Below are 17,371 nucleotides of genomic sequence, written 5' to 3' on the forward strand. Positions count from 1 at the left end.
GCTCTGCCGGGCATTTTTTTATAACACCGGTGGCAACAGCGCCACCAGACGCCCGTCATCCAGCAGTTCCATGGCCTTTTCGATGTCCGGCGCAAAGAAACGGTCATCGTCGTAGTGCGAAACCGCCTCGCGCAGAGTCTGGCGCGCCTGCTCCAGCAGTGGGCTGGATTTTAACCCTTCGCGCAAATCAATACCCTGCACCGCTGCGAGCCATTCCACCGCCAGCACGCCGCGCGTGTTCGACGCCATTTCCCACAGGCGACGCCCTGCGGCCGGTGCCATGGAAACGTGATCTTCCTGATTCGCCGATGTCGGTAGACTGTCGACGCTGTGCGGGTGCGACAGCGCTTTGTTTTCGCTCGCCAGCGCCGCCGCTGTAACCTGGGCAATCATAAACCCGGAGTTCACGCCGCCGTTGCGCACCAGGAACGGCGGCAACTGCGACATGTGTTTATCCATCATCAACGCGATACGGCGTTCGGATAATGCGCCGATTTCGGCAATCGCCAGCGCCAGATTATCCGCCGCCATCGCCACCGGCTCGGCGTGGAAATTGCCGCCGGAAACCACTTCATTTTGCTCGGCAAAGACCAGCGGGTTATCGGACACCGCGTTGGATTCGACCAGTAAAACCTCTGCGGCGTGGCGCAACTGGGTTAAACACGCACCCATCACCTGCGGCTGACAGCGCAGCGAATACGGGTCCTGCACTTTGTCGCAATTATGATGGGAATCCGCGATTTCACTGGTGTCCGTCAGAACATGGCGATACATCGCCGCCGCATCAATTTGCCCGCGCTGACCGCGCACCGCATGAATCCGCGCATCAAACGGACTCCGCGAGCCAAGCACCGCTTCGGTCGTTAACGCGCCGCACACCACCGCCGACGCGAACAGATCTTCGGCTTCGAATAATCCACGCAGCGCAAACGCGGTTGACGCCTGCGTACCGTTCAGCAGCGCCAGACCCTCTTTCGCAGCAAGGGTGATCGGCTCCAGTCCGGCTTTTTTCAGCGCGTCTTTAGCGGGCAGCCATTCGCCCTGCCAGCGGGCTTTGCCCTCGCCGAGCAACAGCAACGACATATGCGCCAGCGGAGCCAAATCGCCTGACGCGCCCACGGAGCCTTTCGACGGGATCCACGGATACACCTGAGCATTCACCAGTGCAATCAGCGCCAGAATCACGCTCAGTCGGATGCCGGAAAAGCCGCGCGCCAGGCTGTTGATTTTCAGCACCATCATCAGACGCACCATGTTGTCGTCCAGCGGAGCGCCTACGCCCGCGGCATGCGACAGCACCAGCGAGCGTTGGAGATTTTCCAGATCGTGCGTGGCAATGCGCGTTTGCGCCAGCAGGCCAAAACCGGTGTTAATCCCGTAGGCGGTCCGGTCTTCAGCCACGATCGCTTCGACGCAGGCCACGCTTTGGTTGATGGCTTCATGGGCGTTTTCATCGAGCACCAGCGGCGTCGGGTGACGCCAGACGCTGCGCAGCTGTTTCAGCGTCAGTGCGCCAGGAGTTAGGGTTAACGCATTCATCAGTGCTTTCCTTGTGTGGCGGCGATCATCGGCAAGTTCAGTCCCTGCTCTTTGGCGCAATCAATCGCGATGTCGTAACCCGCATCGGCATGGCGCATCACGCCTGTCGCCGGGTCGTTATGTAAGACGCGGGCAATGCGCGCGGCTGCTTCGTCGGTACCGTCGCAGACGATCACCATTCCCGCATGCTGAGAAAAGCCCATTCCCACGCCGCCGCCGTGGTGCAATGACACCCAAGTGGCCCCGCTGGCGGTGTTCAGCAGCGCGTTGAGCAATGGCCAGTCGGAGACCGCGTCGGAGCCGTCCTGCATCGCTTCGGTTTCGCGATTTGGGCTGGCAACGGAACCTGAATCCAGATGGTCGCGGCCGATGACAATCGGCGCAGAGACTTCACCGCTGCGCACCATTTCGTTAAACGCCAGGCCGAGTTTTTGTCGCCACTCCAGCCCCACCCAGCAGATACGCGCCGGTAACCCCTGGAAGTTGATACGTTCGCGGGCCATATCCAGCCAGTGATGCAGATGCGCGTCGTCGGCAACGATCTCTTTCACTTTGGCATCGGTTTTATAGATATCCTGCGGATCGCCAGAGAGCGCAACCCAGCGGAATGGCCCGATGCCGCGGCAGAACAGCGGGCGAATATAGGCGGGGACGAAGCCGGGGAAATCAAAGGCGTTTTCGACTCCCATCTCTTTCGCCATCTGGCGAATATTGTTGCCGTAGTCGAAGGTCGGGACGCCCATGTCGCTGAACGCCAGCATCGCGCGAATGTGTTCAGCCATCGATTTTTTGGCGGCCAGAACGGTGCCTTCCGGATCGGTTTTCGCTTTCTGCTGGTACTCTTCCCAGCTCCAGCCGGTGGGCAGATAGCCGTGCAGCGGGTCGTGGGCGCTGGTCTGGTCGGTGACCAGATCCGGGCGAACGCCGCGCGCGACCAGTTCCGGGACAATATCCGCCGCATTGCCGCACAGGGCAATCGACACGGTTTTTCCCTGGGACGTGTATTTATTGATGCGCGCCAGCGCGTCGTCCAGATTGTCTGCCTGCTCATCGACATAGCGGGTGCGCAGACGGAAATCGATGCGGCTCTGCTGGCATTCAATGTTCAGGGAACACGCGCCCGCAAGCGTAGCGGCCAGCGGCTGTGCACCGCCCATGCCGCCCAACCCTGCGGTCAGCACCCAGCGGCCTTTCAGCGAACCGTTATAGTGCTGGCGACCGGCTTCCACGAAGGTTTCGTAGGTGCCCTGCACAATCCCCTGACTGCCGATATAGATCCAACTGCCCGCTGTCATCTGGCCGTACATCGCCAGCCCTTTCGCATCCAGCTCGTTAAAATGTTCCCACGTCGCCCAGTGCGGCACGAGGTTCGAGTTGGCTATCAACACGCGCGGGGCATTTTCATGGGTTTTGAAGACGCCGACCGGTTTTCCGGATTGCACCAGCAGCGTTTCGTCGCTTTCAAGATGGGTCAGAGAGTCCACAATGGCGTCGTAACATTCCCAGTTGCGCGCTGCGCGACCGATGCCGCCGTACACCACCAGCTCGTTCGGATTTTCGGCAACCTCCGGATCGAGATTGTTCATCAACATGCGCAGCGGCGCTTCGGTGAGCCAGCTTTTGGCAGTCAGCGTGGTGCCGCGCGGGGCACGGATCTCCTGCTGGCGGTATTTACCTGACGACATTGTGTGGTCCTCATACGGGATGAAAGATACAAATAGATATACTTGTATAGACAACCCCACACAAGAATGGATTTAACAAAAAAGATACAATTTTGTTATATTGCGTTAGCTATCACGCTTTTAAAACTTATGACGTAAAGTGGCCCTGCAACCTATAGCGATCGCCGGGAAACAGCAGCCGCGCGTGGGATACGATTTGCGAGCCAGACCAGGTGCGGCGGCGGATGAGCAGGCATGGATCGTGCTCCTTGATGCGCAGCAGTTCACACTCCTGCAACGTGGCGCGCACCGCTTCGACGATGTGTTCGCCTTCGGTCAGCGGGGCGACCTGCGACAGCCAGGCATGCGGCGTGGTCTGGGTGTAATCCTGTTCAAGATAGTCCGGCACACGTGCGGCATTGACGCAGCGGTCTTCAATTTGTACCGGAATGTCGTTCTCAAAATGCACCATCACCGAGTGAAAAATCCGCGTCCCCTCATTGACGTTCAGCGCTAACGCCTGCTCAGCGCTGGCCTGCGTCTCTTCAAGAATTAAAACCTCACAATGATGCTGATGATTGCGTGCGGCGATCTCATCGGCGATGCTGCGGATGGCAAAGAGCGCGGACTCCCCTTTTGGCTCAGCGACAAAAGTCCCGACCCCCTGCAATCGCACCAGCATGCCTTCGTCGGTCAGTTCACGCAGCGCGCGGTTGACGGTCATGCGGCTAAAGCCAAACTGCGCCACCAGTTCCGCTTCGGAGGGAATGCGGTCGTGCGGCTTCCAGACGCCAGCAGCAATTTTCTCGCTGATCGCCTGTTTCACCTTTTCGTAAAAAGGTGCGGGCGCGCCGGGTGGCTGATTCGGTGAGCGTGTAAACATCGTGACTCCTCTAAACGTGTTATGCCCACCAGTGAGCAATTTGCCAGGCCAGACGCGCAGCGAGTCGTGCGCCCTGACCCTCGCGATCGTACAACGGATTAAACTCGACCAAATCGGCGGCCTGCAGTTTACCGCTCCGGCAGATTTGCTCAATCACTGGCATCAGATCCAACGCCGGGATACCGAGCGCCGCCGGGGCTGAAACCGCTGGCATTTCTCCTGCGGGCAGGACGTCCAGATCGAGGGTGAGATAAACGCGATCCGCCTGTGCTAAAACGGCATCTAGCGTGGATAACGCATCGCGGCGAAAATGCAGGTCTTCCACCAGCGTGACGTTCAGGCGACCCGCCTCATCCCACAGCGCCTGCGTATTCCCCGCGCGGCTGACGCCAAAGCAGGCGTACCGAAATTCACGCTGACGCGCTGCGCAATACTGCGCAAGCTGGCGGAATGGCGTACCGGAGGTGGCCCTTTCGGCGTTGCGCAGATCGAGATGCGCATCGAGATTAATGATGACAACGCGATCATCCGGGAATGCCTCCAGCACGCCGCGCCCGTGCGCCCACGCGGTTTCGTGCCCGCCGCCGAAAACCAGCGTACGCATCCCCGCTTGCTGGCAGGCCTGAACCCCATCGCTGAGCGCGTGCTGCGCGGCTTCAAGCTGGTCTGCTTCAACGGTGAACGTCCCCATATCCACCAGCCGATCGTGCCCGTGATGGCTGGCCATGTTCGCCAGCGCCTTGCGCAGCACGTCAGGTGCCTGTGCCGCGCCGGTTCTGCCGTGATTGCGCTTCACGCCCTCATCGCTGGCAAAACCCATCAGCGCGATACCGGAACTTACCGGAATAAAATGCTCAGACTGGCGCAGCGTCTGGAAAATACGCAGCGCATTGCTGGCCTCAGCGCGATCGTCTCGCCCTTGCCAGATATCGGAAGGCGTCGGTCGCCAGAGCGTCATGTTATTTTCCCGCGAAAAACACGTTGATAAAGTGGATTCCGTCCCGGCTCATACACCATTTCCACCGGACGCTCGGCATCCCAGACAATAAAATCGGCGACAAAACCCGCGGCTAATTGCCCGTGCGTGGCTCCGCGTCCCAGCGCCTGTGCAGCATGGCGCGTGACGCCAGCCCACGCCTCTTCCGGCGTTAAGCCAAACTGGACGCAGGCCATGTTCATTGCCAGATGCAGACTGGCAAACGGGCTGGTGCCGGGGTTGTAATCGGTCGCCACGGCCATCGGCACGCCCTGTTTTCTAAGCTGTGCAACCGGTGGGCGCTGGCGCTCCTGTAAGAAATAGAACGCGCCCGGGAGTAGCACCGCGACCGTGCCGTTTTGCGCCATCGCGGCAACGCCCGCATCGTCCAGATATTCGATATGATCGGCGGACAAACCTTTATAGCGGCTGACAAGTGCTGCACCGCCGAGGTTTGAAAGCTGCTCGACGTGGCCTTTGACGGGTATACCCAGTGCCACAGCGGCCTGAAAAACCCGCTCGGTTTGTGCAGGGGTGAACCCGACGTTTTCGCAAAAGACATCCACCGCGTCAAATAAGCGCTGCGCCCAGAGCGCGGGCATGATTTGCTCGCAAACCAGCGTCAGATAAGCATCCGGATCGTGACGGTATTCCGCTGGCACGGCATGCGCCGCCAGCAGCGTCGGGCTGATCTCGACCGCATGGCTTTGCGCAAGGTGCTGTGCCACGCGCAGCATTTTCGCTTCGGCCTCGTGATTCAGACCGTAACCGGATTTGATCTCAAGCGTGGTGACGCCCTCTTGCATCAGGCGTTGCAACCGCTGTTGCGCCAGCGCCAGCAGGGTTTCCGCTGAGCTTTCGCGCGTCGCCGCGACCGTAGCGTTAATCCCGCCACCTTGTGCGCTGATGGTTTGATACGAAACGCCGTTCAGCCGCTGCTCCCACTCGGCGGCCCGGTCGCCGCCGAACACCAGATGGGTGTGACAGTCAATCAGGCCCGGCGTGACTAATCGGCCTTCAAGATCGACCTGATTCACATGATTTGCCGGAATGTCAGTTTCCGGAATCAGCGCCAGGATTTTCTCGCCGCGCACAATCAGCGCGACGTTTTCCAGCATACCGTAAGGCTCAGGATTGGCCGGATTCAGGGTTGCCAGCCTTGCGTGATGCCAGATAACGTCATCGGGATGAAGCTGCTGCATAGGGCGTCCGCTTGTCATGAATTGTATAGACATTTATTTTCATTCGATCGCCCCTGTCAACCCGCTTTATCGAAAATGTTATTTATTTGTGACGACTTCCGCGCCAACTACAGGTGAAAAATGCAACTTTTTGCCAATTCGTCTTCCCGTTTCGCTCAACTTAGTATAAAAAAGCAGGCTATTTCGATTATCCCGTTAAGACTCGCGAAGCAAGGAGCTTTCCCTTGAACATTTCCAGGATTTCCCGTCTGGCGTTGGCGCTCGCATTTGGCGTGACGTTATCCGCCTGTAGCTCAACGCCTGCGGATCAGTTGCCTTCTGAGCAAGCTGCACCAGGTACGGCGTCTCGCCCGATTCTGTCTGCTGGCGAAGCAAAGAACTTCACCGCTGCACATTATTACTCAGCCATGGATCCAAACGCTGCGCCGTGGACGCCGTCCTCTATTCGTCTGCCTGAGCAGCCAAACTTCGTAGTTGGCCCAGCAGGCGCACAGGGCGTGACGCACACCAGCATTCAGGCTGCTGTTGACGCGGCTATCACCAAACACAGCGCGTCTCGCCAGTACATTGCGATTTTACCGGGTGAATACGAAGGAACCGTTTATGTTCCTGCCGCACCGGGCAGCATCACAATTTATGGTACCGGTGAGAAAGCGGTCGACGTGAAAATTGGCCTGGCGATCGACTCCGAAATCGACCGTAACACCTGGCGTCATCTGGTGAATCCGGCCGGTAAATACATGCCAGGCAAACCGGCGTGGTATATGTTTGATAACTGCCAGAGCAAGCAGAGCGCGACCGTGGGCGTAATGTGTTCTGCGGTAGTCTGGTCACAGAACAACGGTCTGCAACTGCAAAACCTGACCATCCAGAACACCGTGGGTGACAGCGTGGATGCGGGGAATCACCAGGCGGTTGCCCTGCGTACCGACGGCGATCAAGTGCAGATCAACAACGTGAACATTCTGGGTCGCCAGAACACCTTCTTTGTGACCAACAGCGGTGTGCAGAATACGCTGCAAAATAACCGTCTGACGCGCACGCAGGTGACCAATAGCTACATTGAAGGCGATGTGGATATTGTCTCTGGTCGTGGCGCAGTGGTGTTTGATAACACCGAATTCCGCGTCGTGAACACCCGCACTCAGCAGGAAGGTTACGTGTTTGCGCCGGCAACGCTGTCGAACATGTTCTACGGCTTCCTGGCCGTGAACAGCCGCTTCACCGCGTCCGGTGACGGCGTGGCGCAGTTGGGTCGTTCTCTGGATGTGGATTCAGCGACGAACGGTCAGGTGGTGATTCGCGACAGCGTGATCAACGAAGGCTTTAACATGGCAAAACCGTGGGCCGATGCCGCTATCTCCAAACGTCCGTTCTCTGGCAACACCGGCGCGGTGGATGATAAAGGCAACGTGCAGCGCAACCTGAACGACGCTAACTTCAACCGCATGTGGGAATTCAATAACCGCGGCGTGGGCAGTAAAGTCGTGGCTGAGCCTAAGAAGTAATCCGACATTCGGACATAAAAAAACCTCGCATTAGCGAGGTTTTTTATTTTCTCGCGCTTAGTACGCGTTCACCACCACCCACATTGGGCCCTGGCCGACGGCGTAGCGCCCTTTCTCTTCCAGCAGCCCTTGCACGCCTTGGATTTCATATAGCGCGATGTGATGGGATTTCTGCCCCGCCGCAATCAGGAATTTGCCGCTGTTATCGATATTAAAGCCGCGCGGCTGGGTTTCGGTTGGCTGGAAACCTTCGATAGCCAGCACGCTGCCGTCTTCAGAAATGCTGAACACGGTGATCAGGCTCGAGGTGCGATCGCAGGCGTACAGATGACGGCCATCCGGGGTGATATGAATATCAGCCGCCCAGCGGGTGTCGGCAAAGTCCGCAGGCATCATATCCAGCGTCTGGATGCACTCGATCTGGCCGTTCGGATTGTGCAGTTCCCACACGTCAACAGAGCTGTTTAGCTCATTCACCACGTAGGCGTACTGTTGATTCGGATGGAACACCATGTGACGCGGACCCGCGCCCTCAACGGTAGTGACTTCTGCTTGGTTTTGCGCCTGCAGGTGGCCATCGTCGCTCAAGGTAAACAGGCAAATGCGATCCTGCTTCAGCGCGGGAACCCACAGCGTGCGGTTATCCGGAGAGATATTGGCGGAGTGGCAGCCTTCCAGGCCTTCGACAATATCCACGGTTTCAATCGGAATGCCATCTTCCAGACGCGTCACGCTGACGCTGCCCGCATTGTAAGAGCCGCTGAAAATGAAACGCCCCTGGCGATCGGTGGAAATATGCGTCGGGCTGCCCGGCAGTGGCGCTTCGGCGGCGAAGGTCAGCGCGCCATCGTCCGGGGAAATACGGTAAGCCAGAACGCGGAATTCAGGACGCACGCCAACATACAAAAAACGTTTATCCGGACTGACGACCATTGGCTGGACCTGCCCAGGCACATCGACAACCTGCACCAGCGTGAGCGAGCCTTCGGTATTCAGACGCCAGACGTGGATCTGCTGGCTTTCAGGACTGGCGGTATAAACGGTTTGTTTCATGAATTCTCCTTTCCTCACTGCGCGTGAAAGTAATTAACTTTTAACGGTGAATGCTGAATTCTAGCCTGGCATTTTGCCGGCATCCTCTCTCGGTGTACCATACCAGAAGACGTTAAATTCAATATTAACCCGGAAGAACAAATGACCTCGCGTGTGATTGCACTGGATTTAGACGGTACACTGCTAACCCCTCAAAAAACCCTGCGTCCCTCTTCGCTTGAAGCACTTAAACGTGCCCAGGAAGCGGGATATCAACTCCTGATCGTCACGGGTCGACATCACGTTGCCATTCATCCTTTTTATCAGGCACTGGCGTTAGATACACCTGCAATTTGTTGTAACGGGACTTATTTGTATGATTATCAAACAAAAACGGTTCTTGAGTCCGATCCGCTGCCTGTCGCTCAGGCGCTGCAACTGATTGACCTGCTGGATGAACATGACGTTCACGGGCTGATGTACGTCGACGATGCGATGCTGTACGAACGCCCAACCGGGCATGTGATCCGCACCAGCAACTGGGCGCTGACGCTGCCCGAAGCCCAGCGTCCGGTGTTTATCCAGGTGTCGACTTTGCGTCAGGCCGCGCAGGATGTGAACGCTATCTGGAAATTCGCGCTGACGGATGAAAACACGCAAAAGCTGAACGAATTCGCGGCGCACGTGGAGCAAACGCTGGGGCTGGAGTGCGAGTGGTCGTGGCACGATCAGGTGGATATCGCCCGCAAAGGCAACAGCAAAGGCAAACGTCTGACGCAGTTTGTCGAATCTCAGGGCGGTTCAATGCGCGATGTGATTGCCTTTGGCGATAACTATAACGACATCAGCATGCTGGAAGCGGCGGGTACGGGTGTGGCGATGGGCAATGCCGACGATGCGGTGAAAGCGCGCGCTAACGTGGTGATTGGCGACAACACCACCGATAGCATCGCGCAGTATATTTATACTCACCTGCTGTAATCAGGTGGTGATCGAGACGCTCTTGATTTGCGCGTAAAGCCACAGGCCAGGCTTGATACCGAGTTCATCCCTGGCCCACGGGCTGATGCGCGCCCAGAGCGTCTTGCTGCCGATTTCAAGCTGTACTTCCACCTGCCCGTTATCATCGAAACATTGCGCCACTTTGGCGCGCAGAATATTTCGGATGCTGGATTGCAGCGGCGGCTGCAGCACCAGCGAAACGTCAGACGCCTGAATGCGGATCCGCAGCGCAGTCTGCAACGGTTTTTCAATCTTATTGACCCACAGATGCTGATCGCCCAGCGCCAGCGCCGTCATGGCGTAGTGCGGGTGGTGCTCAAGCACGCTCACTTTCAGCACGCTGCTTTGCTGCTCTTTCGGCAACCACGGGTGCATGACGCTGCTACCCCACACCTCTTCCAGATTGCCAAAGGCTTTCACGCTGCCGTTTTCCAGCACCAGCACCTTATCTGCCAGATGTAAAATCTCATCCAGAGAATGGCTGACATACAGCATCGGAATGTTAATTTCGCGCGCCAGACGCTGGAGATACGGCAACAGCTCACGTTTACGCGGGATGTCGAGCGAGGCCAGCGGCTCATCGAGCAGCAGCAGTTCTGGCGCAGTCAGCAGCGCGCGACCGATGGCGACGCGCTGTTTTTCACCGCCAGAAAGCGACGACGGCAGACGCTCAAGTAAGGTTTCAATCCCGAGCAACGCCACCAGCTTATCAAACTGACCGGCCATGCTTTTTGCCATGCCGTAGCGCAGATTGCCGCGCACGTTGTAATGCGGGAACAGTCGGGCATCCTGGAACACATAGCCAATGCGACGCTTCTCAGGGGCCAGGTAAATCTTCTTTTCGACGTCGTTCAGCACGCGGTCATTAAGCGCAATGCGGCCCGTTTGCGGGCGCGTCAGGCCGCTAATCGCGTTGATAAGCGACGTTTTACCCGCACCCGATACGCCAAAAACGGCGGTGATCCCTGTTGCAGGCAGCGTTTCGTTGAGCGTCAGCGTGTGCTCGCCCAGCGTTTGGGTGAAATTGAGTTCCAGCATGATTATTTCCCCATCCGCTCGCGGCTAAGACGCGCCAGCCATTCAGAAATCAACAGTGACACCAGCGCAAGGACGATGGAAATAATGCACAGTCGGGCCGCCGCGCTTTCGCCGCCAGGCGTCTGGATCAGGGTATACATGGCCGACGGGATGGTGCGCGTTTCGCCAGGTATGTTTGACACAAACGTGATGGTCGCACCGAATTCGCCCAGCGATCGGGCAAAAGCCAGCACCGTACCAACAATAATTCCCGGCAGGGTCAGCGGCAGCGTGATGGTGAAGAAGACGCGCCAGCGCCCGGCACCGAGCGTACGCGCAGCTTGTTCAAGTTTGATATCCACCCCTTCCAGCGCGAGGCGAATCGCCCGCACCATCAGCGGGAAGGACATCACCGCCGCTGCCAGCACCGCACCGCGCCAGGTGAACGCCAGCGTCAGGCCAAACCAGTCATACAGCCATTCGCCGATAAAACCACGGCGACCCATGGCGATCAGCAATAAATAGCCGACGACCACCGGCGGCAACACCAAGGGAAGATGAAGAATACTGTCGAGCAACGTTTTGCCCGGAAACTGGCAGCGAACCAGCAGCCAGGCAAAAAAGATCCCAAAGGGCAAACTAAAGGCTACGGCCAGGGAAGAGACTTTAAGGCTGAGAATCACAGCCTGCCATTCAGGATCGGTCAATATCATCAGTGAGTCGTAAATCCGTAACGTTTAAAGATAGCTGACGCTTCAGGCCCCTTCAGATAGTCATAGAAGGCGCTGACCGTCGCATTTTTGTGTCCATCAACAATCGCAATCGGGTACTCGACTTTCTTATGAGAGTCTTCAGGGAACGTACCGACCACTTTCACGCCTTTACCGGCAACCGCATCAGAGCCGTAAACGATACCCAGCGGGGCTTCGTTCCGCTCGACCAGCGCCAGCGCACCGCGCACATCTTCGGCGGGTGCCAGTTTCGGAGATAATGTATCCCAGGCACCCAGTTTTTGCAGCGCTTCTTTGGCATAGATCCCGGCTGGAACATGATCCGGATCGCCCACCGCCAGACGCCCGTCTTTCAGCAGGCGGGTCCAGTGGGTCTCTTTGTTAATCGCTACCTCGCCCTGTGCGCTCGCTTTAGGTGCGATAACAACCAGACTGTTGCCCAGCAGCGTTTCACGGGTTGCGGTGTCGATAGATTTCTTCTCGACCGCATAATCCATCCATTTCTGATCGGCAGAAATAAACAGATCGGCAGGTGCGCCCGCTTCAATCTGGCGCGCCAGCGTTGACGACGATGCGAAAGAAGAGACCACATCGACGTTTTTATCTTTCTTGTACTGCGCCGCGATATCCTGCAGGGCATTGGTCAGCGATGCCGCGGCAAAGACCGTGATTTTGCTTTCTTCTGCCAGTGCATGTCCGGTGAGAGAAAGCGTCAGCGTTGCCCCTGCAAGAAGGCGTAGTAATGTACGTGCCATTTTTATCTCCTGTTAGCTTCGTTATATACAAATAAATATAACGATATCTGCAGGGAAGTCCTAGCGTTAAATCGTACCGATTAATGAGTAACGCGTTCTGACATTGGGAATACTATCGGCGCAGGAGGGAGAAACTTGAGAGCAAAACGCCCGGTCAGACCGGGCGTTTAGAAAGGAATCAATGCTGCTTTTTAGGGTGGTCTTTATGACCGATGTTCGAAAATACGTTGAACACTTCACCCAGGCCGTAGATGGCGCCGAGGATGATGGCCATCACTACGGGTACCATGATCACGGCGAATACCAGACTTTTCAACAACTCTAACATGGTGTTCTCCAGACATTGTGAGTCACGTATTCTACCCTGAAAAGTGAGAAAAACATCCCCTTTTGTGCGGTAGTCTTTGCGCATCCGAGCAATTGGGTCACAATACTCTTTTTGCCAGGACTTTGTTATGCAGGCCGAAATTCTCCTTACCCTTCGACTTCAGCAGAAGCTTTTCGCCGATCCGCGACGCATTGCCCTGCTTAAACAAATAGAGCAAACCGGCTCAATTAGCCAGGGGGCGAAAAACGCCGGTATCAGCTACAAAAGCGCGTGGGACGCCATCAATGAGATGAATACTCTGAGCGAGCAAACGCTGGTCGATAGAGCAACGGGCGGTAAAGGGGGCGGTGGCGCGGTGTTAACGCGATACGGCCAACGCCTGATTAAGCTGTACGATCTGCTGGCGCAAATTCAGCAAAAAGCCTTCGATGTTCTGAGCGATGACGATGCCCTTCCACTCGACAGCTTGCTGGCAGCCATCTCCCGTTTCTCGCTGCAAACCAGTGCACGCAATCAGTGGTTTGGCACTGTGACCGCTCGCGATCGCGCTCAGGTGCAACAGCACGTGGATATTCTTCTCGCCGATGGCACCACGCGTCTGAAAGTGGCGATTACGGCACAAAGCGGTGAACGACTCGGACTCGACGAAGGCAAAGAGGTGCTGGTGCTGCTCAAGGCACCGTGGGTGAATATCACGCGAGATGCCGAACAGGCCAAAACGGCGGATAACCAGCTGCGCGGCACGATCAGCCAGATAGAACGCGGTGAAGAGCAATCAGAAGTGCTGATGACGCTGCCAGACGGACAGACCCTGTGCGCGACGATCCCGGCCGCTGGCGCAGACGATCTGACAGAAGGTGGCGAAGTGACCGCATATTTCAATGCTGACCGGGTGATTATCGCCACGTTATGCTGAGTACATTGACAAACCGGCCGACAGTGCGTATCCCTGAAGATTATCGCTGCACTAAATGGGATACTTCATGTCATCATTGCATATTTCGCAAGGCACGTTTCGTCTTAGCGACACCCAGACGCTGGCCCTTCCTGATATCACTTTGCGCGCAGGCGAAAGCTGGGCATTTGTGGGCACTAACGGTAGCGGAAAATCCGCACTCGCACGTGCGCTGGCAGGCGAACTGACGCAGTTGAAAGGCGAACGTCAGTGCAGCTTTACGCGCCTGACGCGTCTTTCCTTTGAGCAGTTGCAAAAACTGGTCAGCGACGAATGGCAGCGCAACAACACCGATCTGCTCAGTCCTGGCGAAGACGATACCGGCCGTACCACGGCGCAGATTATCCAGGACGAGATTAAAGACGACGCCCGCTGTCGACAGCTGGCTGAGCAATTCGGTATCTCCGCACTGCTGGGGAGGCGTTTTAAATATCTCTCCACGGGTGAAACCCGAAAAACCCTGCTATGCCAGGCGCTAATGAGCGCCCCTGACCTGCTGATTCTTGATGAACCTTTCGACGGGCTGGATGTGCAATCCCGCACGCAGCTGGCGTCCCTGCTAGCCACGTTGAATCAGGAAGGTTATACCCTCGTTCTGGTGTTAAACCGTTTTGATGAGATCCCCGATTTTGTGCAATTTGCAGGCGTGCTGGCCGATTGCGCTCTGGTGGAAACTGGCGAAAAAACAGCGCTGCTACAGCAAGCGCTGATCTCGCAGCTGGCACACAGCGAAAAGCTGGACGGTATCGCACTTCCGGAACCGGACGCGCCCGCTGCTCAGCACGAATTAGATAGCCATCAGCCGCGCATTCAACTGCACAATGGCGTCGTGTCCTACGACGATCGCCCTATTCTTAATCAGCTCACCTGGACCGTGAATCCGCACGAGCACTGGCAAATTACCGGCCCCAATGGCGCGGGTAAGTCGACGCTCTTGAGCCTGATCACGGGCGATCATCCCCAGGGATATAGCAACGACTTAACGCTGTTTGGCCGCCGTCGCGGAAGCGGTGAAACCATCTGGGATATTAAGAAACATATTGGCTACGTCAGCAGTAGCCTGCATCTGGATTACCGCGTTAGCATCACGGTGAGAAACGTGATTTTGTCAGGCTATTTCGACTCTATCGGAATTTATCAGGCGGTGTCTGACAGGCAGCAAAAACTGGCGCAGCAATGGCTCGATATTCTGGGTATGGATAAACGCGTGGCGGATGCACCTTTTCACAGTTTGTCGTGGGGGCAGCAGCGTCTGGCGCTCATTGTGCGCGCGCTGGTCAAGCACCCTACGCTGCTGATCCTCGACGAACCGCTACAGGGTCTTGACCCGCTCAACCGGCAGCTGGTCCGTCGCTTTGTGGACATTCTGATTAGCGAGGGTGAAACGCAGCTGTTGTTTGTTTCACACCATGCAGAAGACGCCCCGTCTTGCATTACCCATCGCCTGGCCTTTGTGCCGGAGGGCGAAGGCTATCGCTACGAATTCACCCGCATTGGCTGACATCACACAGGGGCCTCGACCCCTTTTTCAGACAAGTGGCATCATTACATCCCTATCTCTTTGATTTAAAATGCCTGAACATCGGCAGAAAGCGTGCATGACAATCGGTGTAACCGATTCCACTATTTTATCCCATGTCACACTTTTCGCGTCTCTGTTATGCTATGGTTAATACATACCATAAGCCTAATGGAGCGAAAAATGCGAGTTCTGGTAACAGGTGGTAGCGGTTACATTGGGAGTCATACCTGTGTACAACTGCTGCAAAATGGCCATGACGTCATCATCCTCGATAACCTGTGCAACAGTAAGCGCAGCGTTCTGTCCGTTATCGAACGCCTTGGCGGCAAGCAGCCCACTTTTGTGGAAGGCGATATCCGCAACGAAGCGTTGATGACCGAAATTCTTCACGATCACGCGATCGATACGGTTATCCACTTTGCCGGTCTGAAAGCCGTCGGCGAATCCGTCGCGAAGCCGCTTGAATACTACGATAACAACGTTAACGGCACCCTGCGTCTGGTCGCTGCGATGCGCTCCGCGAACGTGAAAAACTTCATCTTTAGCTCTTCTGCGACCGTCTATGGCGACCAGCCAAAAATTCCTTACGCTGAAAGCTTCCCGACCGGCACGCCGCAAAGCCCATACGGGAAAAGTAAATTGATGGTGGAGCAGATCCTGACTGACCTGCAAAAAGCGCAGCCGGAATGGAGCATCGCCCTGCTGCGCTATTTCAATCCGGTCGGCGCGCATCCATCAGGAGATATGGGCGAAGACCCGCAGGGCATTCCTAATAACCTGATGCCTTACATCGCGCAGGTTGCCGTGGGTCGTCGTGATTCTCTGGCGGTCTTTGGCAATGATTACCCAACGGAAGACGGCACGGGCGTGCGTGATTACATCCACGTCATGGATTTGGCCGACGGACATGTGGCTGCGATGCAGCAGCTGGCGCACAAGCCTGGTGTGCATATTTATAACCTCGGCGCAGGCATTGGCAGCAGCGTGCTGGATGTCATCAACGCGTTCAGCAAAGCCTGCGGTAAGCCAGTAGCCCATCACTTCGCGCCACGCCGCGATGGCGATCTTCCCGCTTACTGGGCTGATGCCACCAAGGCCGATAAAGAGCTTAACTGGCGTGTGACCCGCACGCTCGATGAAATGGCACAAGATACCTGGCGCTGGCAGTCACGCCATCCCCAGGGCTATCCGGACTAAGGATCATCCGTCATGACGCAATTCAATCCCGTCGATCATCCGCATCGGCGTTTTAACCCGTTAACCGGCCAGTGGATTTTGGTTTCACCACATCGCGCTAAGCGTCCGTGGCAAGGGGCGCAAGAAACGCCGGCCAAACAGACGCTGCCACAGCACGATCCGGATTGTTTCTTATGTCCGGGCAATACCCGCGTCACGGGCGATAAAAACCCCGATTATCAAAGCACTTACGTTTTCACTAACGATTTTGCTGCACTGATGACCGACACACCGGACGCGCCGGAAAGCGCGGATCCGCTGATGCGCTGTGAAAGCGCACGCGGCACCAGCCGGGTGATTTGTTTCTCGCCCGATCACAGCAAAACGCTGCCAGAACTGAGCGTCAATGCGCTGACCGACGTGATCAAAACCTGGCAAGATCAGACCGCTGAGCTTGGTCAAACCTATCCCTGGGTGCAGGTGTTTGAGAATAAAGGTGCGGCGATGGGCTGTTCTAACCCACATCCGCACGGCCAGGTATGGGCGAACAGTTTTCTGCCGAACGAAGTTGAGCGCGAAGACCGCCTGCAAAAAGCCTATTTCACCGAAAATCACTCCGTGCTGCTGGCCGATTACGTGCAGCGTGAAATGACCGACGGTAGCCGTACGGTTGTCGAGACTGAACACTGGCTCGCTGTGGTGCCGTACTGGGCAGCGTGGCCGTTCGAGACGCTGCTGCTGCCAAAAGCACACGTTCTGCGCCTTACCGATCTGACGGAAGAGCAGCGCGATGATTTGGCGCTGGCGCTGAAAAAACTGACCAGCCGCTACGACAATCTTTTCCAGTGCTCTTTCCCGTATTCGATGGGCTGGCACGGCGCGCCGTTTAATGATGAAGATAATCAGCACTGGCAATTGCACGCCCATTTCTACCCGCCGCTGCTGCGTTCAGCGACGGTACGCAAATTTATGGTCGGCTACGAGATGCTGGCAGAAACCCAGCGTGATTTGACGGCAGAACAAGCAGCTGAACGTCTGCGTGCCGTTAGCGATGTGCATTACCGCGAATCAGGAGTCTAAA

16 protein-coding genes are annotated in these 17,371 nt (G+C 56.6%); 6 read left to right on the forward strand and 10 right to left on the reverse strand.

The annotated features are described in order from the left end of the window. Nucleotides 1-18: 18 nt before the first annotated feature. From hutH to hutI, 5 genes are all read right to left on the reverse strand, one after another. A complete protein-coding gene (gene hutH / locus AC07RN_RS03480; protein ID WP_478335582.1) occupies nucleotides 19-1,539 on the reverse strand; it encodes a histidine ammonia-lyase in 1,521 nt (506 codons plus the stop codon). Then, on the reverse strand, nucleotides 1,539-3,224 hold the full coding sequence (hutU, locus tag AC07RN_RS03485) for a urocanate hydratase (RefSeq protein WP_478335583.1): 1,686 nt from the start codon (nucleotides 3,222-3,224) through the stop codon (nucleotides 1,539-1,541). Before hutU ends, hutH begins: the two co-directional genes overlap by 1 nt. 127 nt (nucleotides 3,225-3,351) lie before the next feature. Beyond that, nucleotides 3,352-4,086 carry a histidine utilization repressor gene (locus AC07RN_RS03490; RefSeq protein ID WP_478335584.1) on the reverse strand — a complete coding sequence of 245 codons (735 nt, stop codon included), beginning with the start codon at nucleotides 4,084-4,086 and terminating at the stop codon, nucleotides 3,352-3,354. A 19-nt stretch (nucleotides 4,087-4,105) separates the two neighbouring features. Beyond that, the gene (hutG, locus tag AC07RN_RS03495) at nucleotides 4,106-5,044 is read right to left on the reverse strand and encodes a formimidoylglutamase (RefSeq protein ID WP_478335585.1); all 939 of its coding nucleotides are present in this window, start codon (nucleotides 5,042-5,044) and stop codon (nucleotides 4,106-4,108) included. Beyond that, nucleotides 5,041-6,264 (reverse strand): imidazolonepropionase, encoded by a 1,224-nt coding sequence (gene hutI, locus AC07RN_RS03500; protein WP_478335797.1) that lies wholly within the window; start codon nucleotides 6,262-6,264, stop codon nucleotides 5,041-5,043. The genes hutG and hutI overlap by 4 nt, the downstream gene beginning before the upstream one ends. A gap of 224 nt (nucleotides 6,265-6,488) precedes the next feature. Here hutI and AC07RN_RS03505 point away from each other — a divergent pair, with 224 nt between their 5' ends. Beyond that, complete coding sequence (locus AC07RN_RS03505) at nucleotides 6,489-7,772, forward strand: putative acyl-CoA thioester hydrolase (RefSeq protein WP_235135132.1); 1,284 nt, start codon at nucleotides 6,489-6,491, stop codon at nucleotides 7,770-7,772. A 57-nt stretch (nucleotides 7,773-7,829) separates the two neighbouring features. Here the strand turns inward: AC07RN_RS03505 and pgl are convergent, their stop codons facing one another. After that, nucleotides 7,830-8,825 (reverse strand): 6-phosphogluconolactonase, encoded by a 996-nt coding sequence (pgl, locus tag AC07RN_RS03510; protein ID WP_478335586.1) that lies wholly within the window; start codon nucleotides 8,823-8,825, stop codon nucleotides 7,830-7,832. A gap of 141 nt (nucleotides 8,826-8,966) precedes the next feature. Here pgl and AC07RN_RS03515 point away from each other — a divergent pair, with 141 nt between their 5' ends. Beyond that, the gene (locus tag AC07RN_RS03515) at nucleotides 8,967-9,785 is read left to right on the forward strand and encodes a pyridoxal phosphatase (RefSeq protein WP_478335587.1); all 819 of its coding nucleotides are present in this window, start codon (nucleotides 8,967-8,969) and stop codon (nucleotides 9,783-9,785) included. Here the strand turns inward: AC07RN_RS03515 and modC are convergent, their stop codons facing one another. The 4 genes from modC to AC07RN_RS03535 form a co-directional block, all read right to left on the reverse strand. After that, entirely contained in the window at nucleotides 9,786-10,844 is a 1,059-nt protein-coding gene (gene modC, locus AC07RN_RS03520; protein WP_478335588.1) for a molybdenum ABC transporter ATP-binding protein ModC, read from the reverse strand. A gap of 2 nt (nucleotides 10,845-10,846) precedes the next feature. Next, complete coding sequence (gene modB, locus AC07RN_RS03525; protein ID WP_012016655.1) at nucleotides 10,847-11,536, reverse strand: molybdate ABC transporter permease subunit; 690 nt, start codon at nucleotides 11,534-11,536, stop codon at nucleotides 10,847-10,849. Further along, complete coding sequence (modA, locus tag AC07RN_RS03530; protein WP_478335589.1) at nucleotides 11,536-12,309, reverse strand: molybdate ABC transporter substrate-binding protein; 774 nt, start codon at nucleotides 12,307-12,309, stop codon at nucleotides 11,536-11,538. Before modA ends, modB begins: the two co-directional genes overlap by 1 nt. Before the next feature lie 178 nt (nucleotides 12,310-12,487). Further along, nucleotides 12,488-12,637 carry an AcrZ family multidrug efflux pump-associated protein gene (locus tag AC07RN_RS03535; protein WP_012016653.1) on the reverse strand — a complete coding sequence of 50 codons (150 nt, stop codon included), beginning with the start codon at nucleotides 12,635-12,637 and terminating at the stop codon, nucleotides 12,488-12,490. Between the two features lie 127 nt (nucleotides 12,638-12,764). Here AC07RN_RS03535 and modE point away from each other — a divergent pair, with 127 nt between their 5' ends. From modE to galT, 4 genes are all read left to right on the forward strand, one after another. Continuing rightward, nucleotides 12,765-13,553: a molybdenum-dependent transcriptional regulator gene (gene modE, locus AC07RN_RS03540; protein ID WP_012016652.1), complete on the forward strand. Its 789-nt coding sequence runs from the start codon at nucleotides 12,765-12,767 to the stop codon at nucleotides 13,551-13,553. Between the two features lie 67 nt (nucleotides 13,554-13,620). Continuing rightward, nucleotides 13,621-15,093, forward strand: a complete 1,473-nt coding sequence (gene modF / locus AC07RN_RS03545; RefSeq protein WP_478335590.1) for a molybdate ABC transporter ATP-binding protein ModF — start codon at nucleotides 13,621-13,623, stop codon at nucleotides 15,091-15,093. A 201-nt stretch (nucleotides 15,094-15,294) separates the two neighbouring features. Then, the gene (galE, locus tag AC07RN_RS03550; protein WP_012016650.1) at nucleotides 15,295-16,311 is read left to right on the forward strand and encodes a UDP-glucose 4-epimerase GalE; all 1,017 of its coding nucleotides are present in this window, start codon (nucleotides 15,295-15,297) and stop codon (nucleotides 16,309-16,311) included. Nucleotides 16,312-16,323: 12 nt separating this feature from the next. Beyond that, on the forward strand, nucleotides 16,324-17,370 hold the full coding sequence (galT, locus tag AC07RN_RS03555) for a galactose-1-phosphate uridylyltransferase (protein ID WP_478335591.1): 1,047 nt from the start codon (nucleotides 16,324-16,326) through the stop codon (nucleotides 17,368-17,370). The last annotated feature ends 1 nt before the right edge of the window (nucleotide 17,371 follow it).

The sequence above is a fragment of the Lelliottia sp. GFLA7 genome (assembly GCF_056490165.1).

Excerpts from the sequence above, each read along its gene's own strand:
- AC07RN_RS03490 (WP_478335584.1), bottom strand. The coding sequence starts at position 4,086 with ATGTTTACACGCTCACCGAATCAGCCACCCGGCGCGCCCGCACCTTTT.
- hutU (WP_478335583.1), bottom strand. The coding sequence starts at position 3,224 with ATGTCGTCAGGTAAATACCGCCAGCAGGAGATCCGTGCCCCGCGCGGC.
- modA (WP_478335589.1), bottom strand. The coding sequence starts at position 12,309 with ATGGCACGTACATTACTACGCCTTCTTGCAGGGGCAACGCTGACGCTT.
- modB (WP_012016655.1), bottom strand. The coding sequence starts at position 11,536 with ATGATATTGACCGATCCTGAATGGCAGGCTGTGATTCTCAGCCTTAAA.
- hutG (WP_478335585.1), bottom strand. The coding sequence starts at position 5,044 with ATGACGCTCTGGCGACCGACGCCTTCCGATATCTGGCAAGGGCGAGAC.
- modC (WP_478335588.1), bottom strand. The coding sequence starts at position 10,844 with ATGCTGGAACTCAATTTCACCCAAACGCTGGGCGAGCACACGCTGACG.
- AC07RN_RS03535 (WP_012016653.1), bottom strand. The coding sequence starts at position 12,637 with ATGTTAGAGTTGTTGAAAAGTCTGGTATTCGCCGTGATCATGGTACCC.
- AC07RN_RS03515 (WP_478335587.1), top strand. The coding sequence starts at position 8,967 with ATGACCTCGCGTGTGATTGCACTGGATTTAGACGGTACACTGCTAACC.
- modE (WP_012016652.1), top strand. The coding sequence starts at position 12,765 with ATGCAGGCCGAAATTCTCCTTACCCTTCGACTTCAGCAGAAGCTTTTC.
- hutH (WP_478335582.1), bottom strand. The coding sequence starts at position 1,539 with ATGAATGCGTTAACCCTAACTCCTGGCGCACTGACGCTGAAACAGCTG.
- modF (WP_478335590.1), top strand. The coding sequence starts at position 13,621 with ATGTCATCATTGCATATTTCGCAAGGCACGTTTCGTCTTAGCGACACC.
- galT (WP_478335591.1), top strand. The coding sequence starts at position 16,324 with ATGACGCAATTCAATCCCGTCGATCATCCGCATCGGCGTTTTAACCCG.
- hutI (WP_478335797.1), bottom strand. The coding sequence starts at position 6,264 with ATGCAGCAGCTTCATCCCGATGACGTTATCTGGCATCACGCAAGGCTG.
- pgl (WP_478335586.1), bottom strand. The coding sequence starts at position 8,825 with ATGAAACAAACCGTTTATACCGCCAGTCCTGAAAGCCAGCAGATCCAC.
- galE (WP_012016650.1), top strand. The coding sequence starts at position 15,295 with ATGCGAGTTCTGGTAACAGGTGGTAGCGGTTACATTGGGAGTCATACC.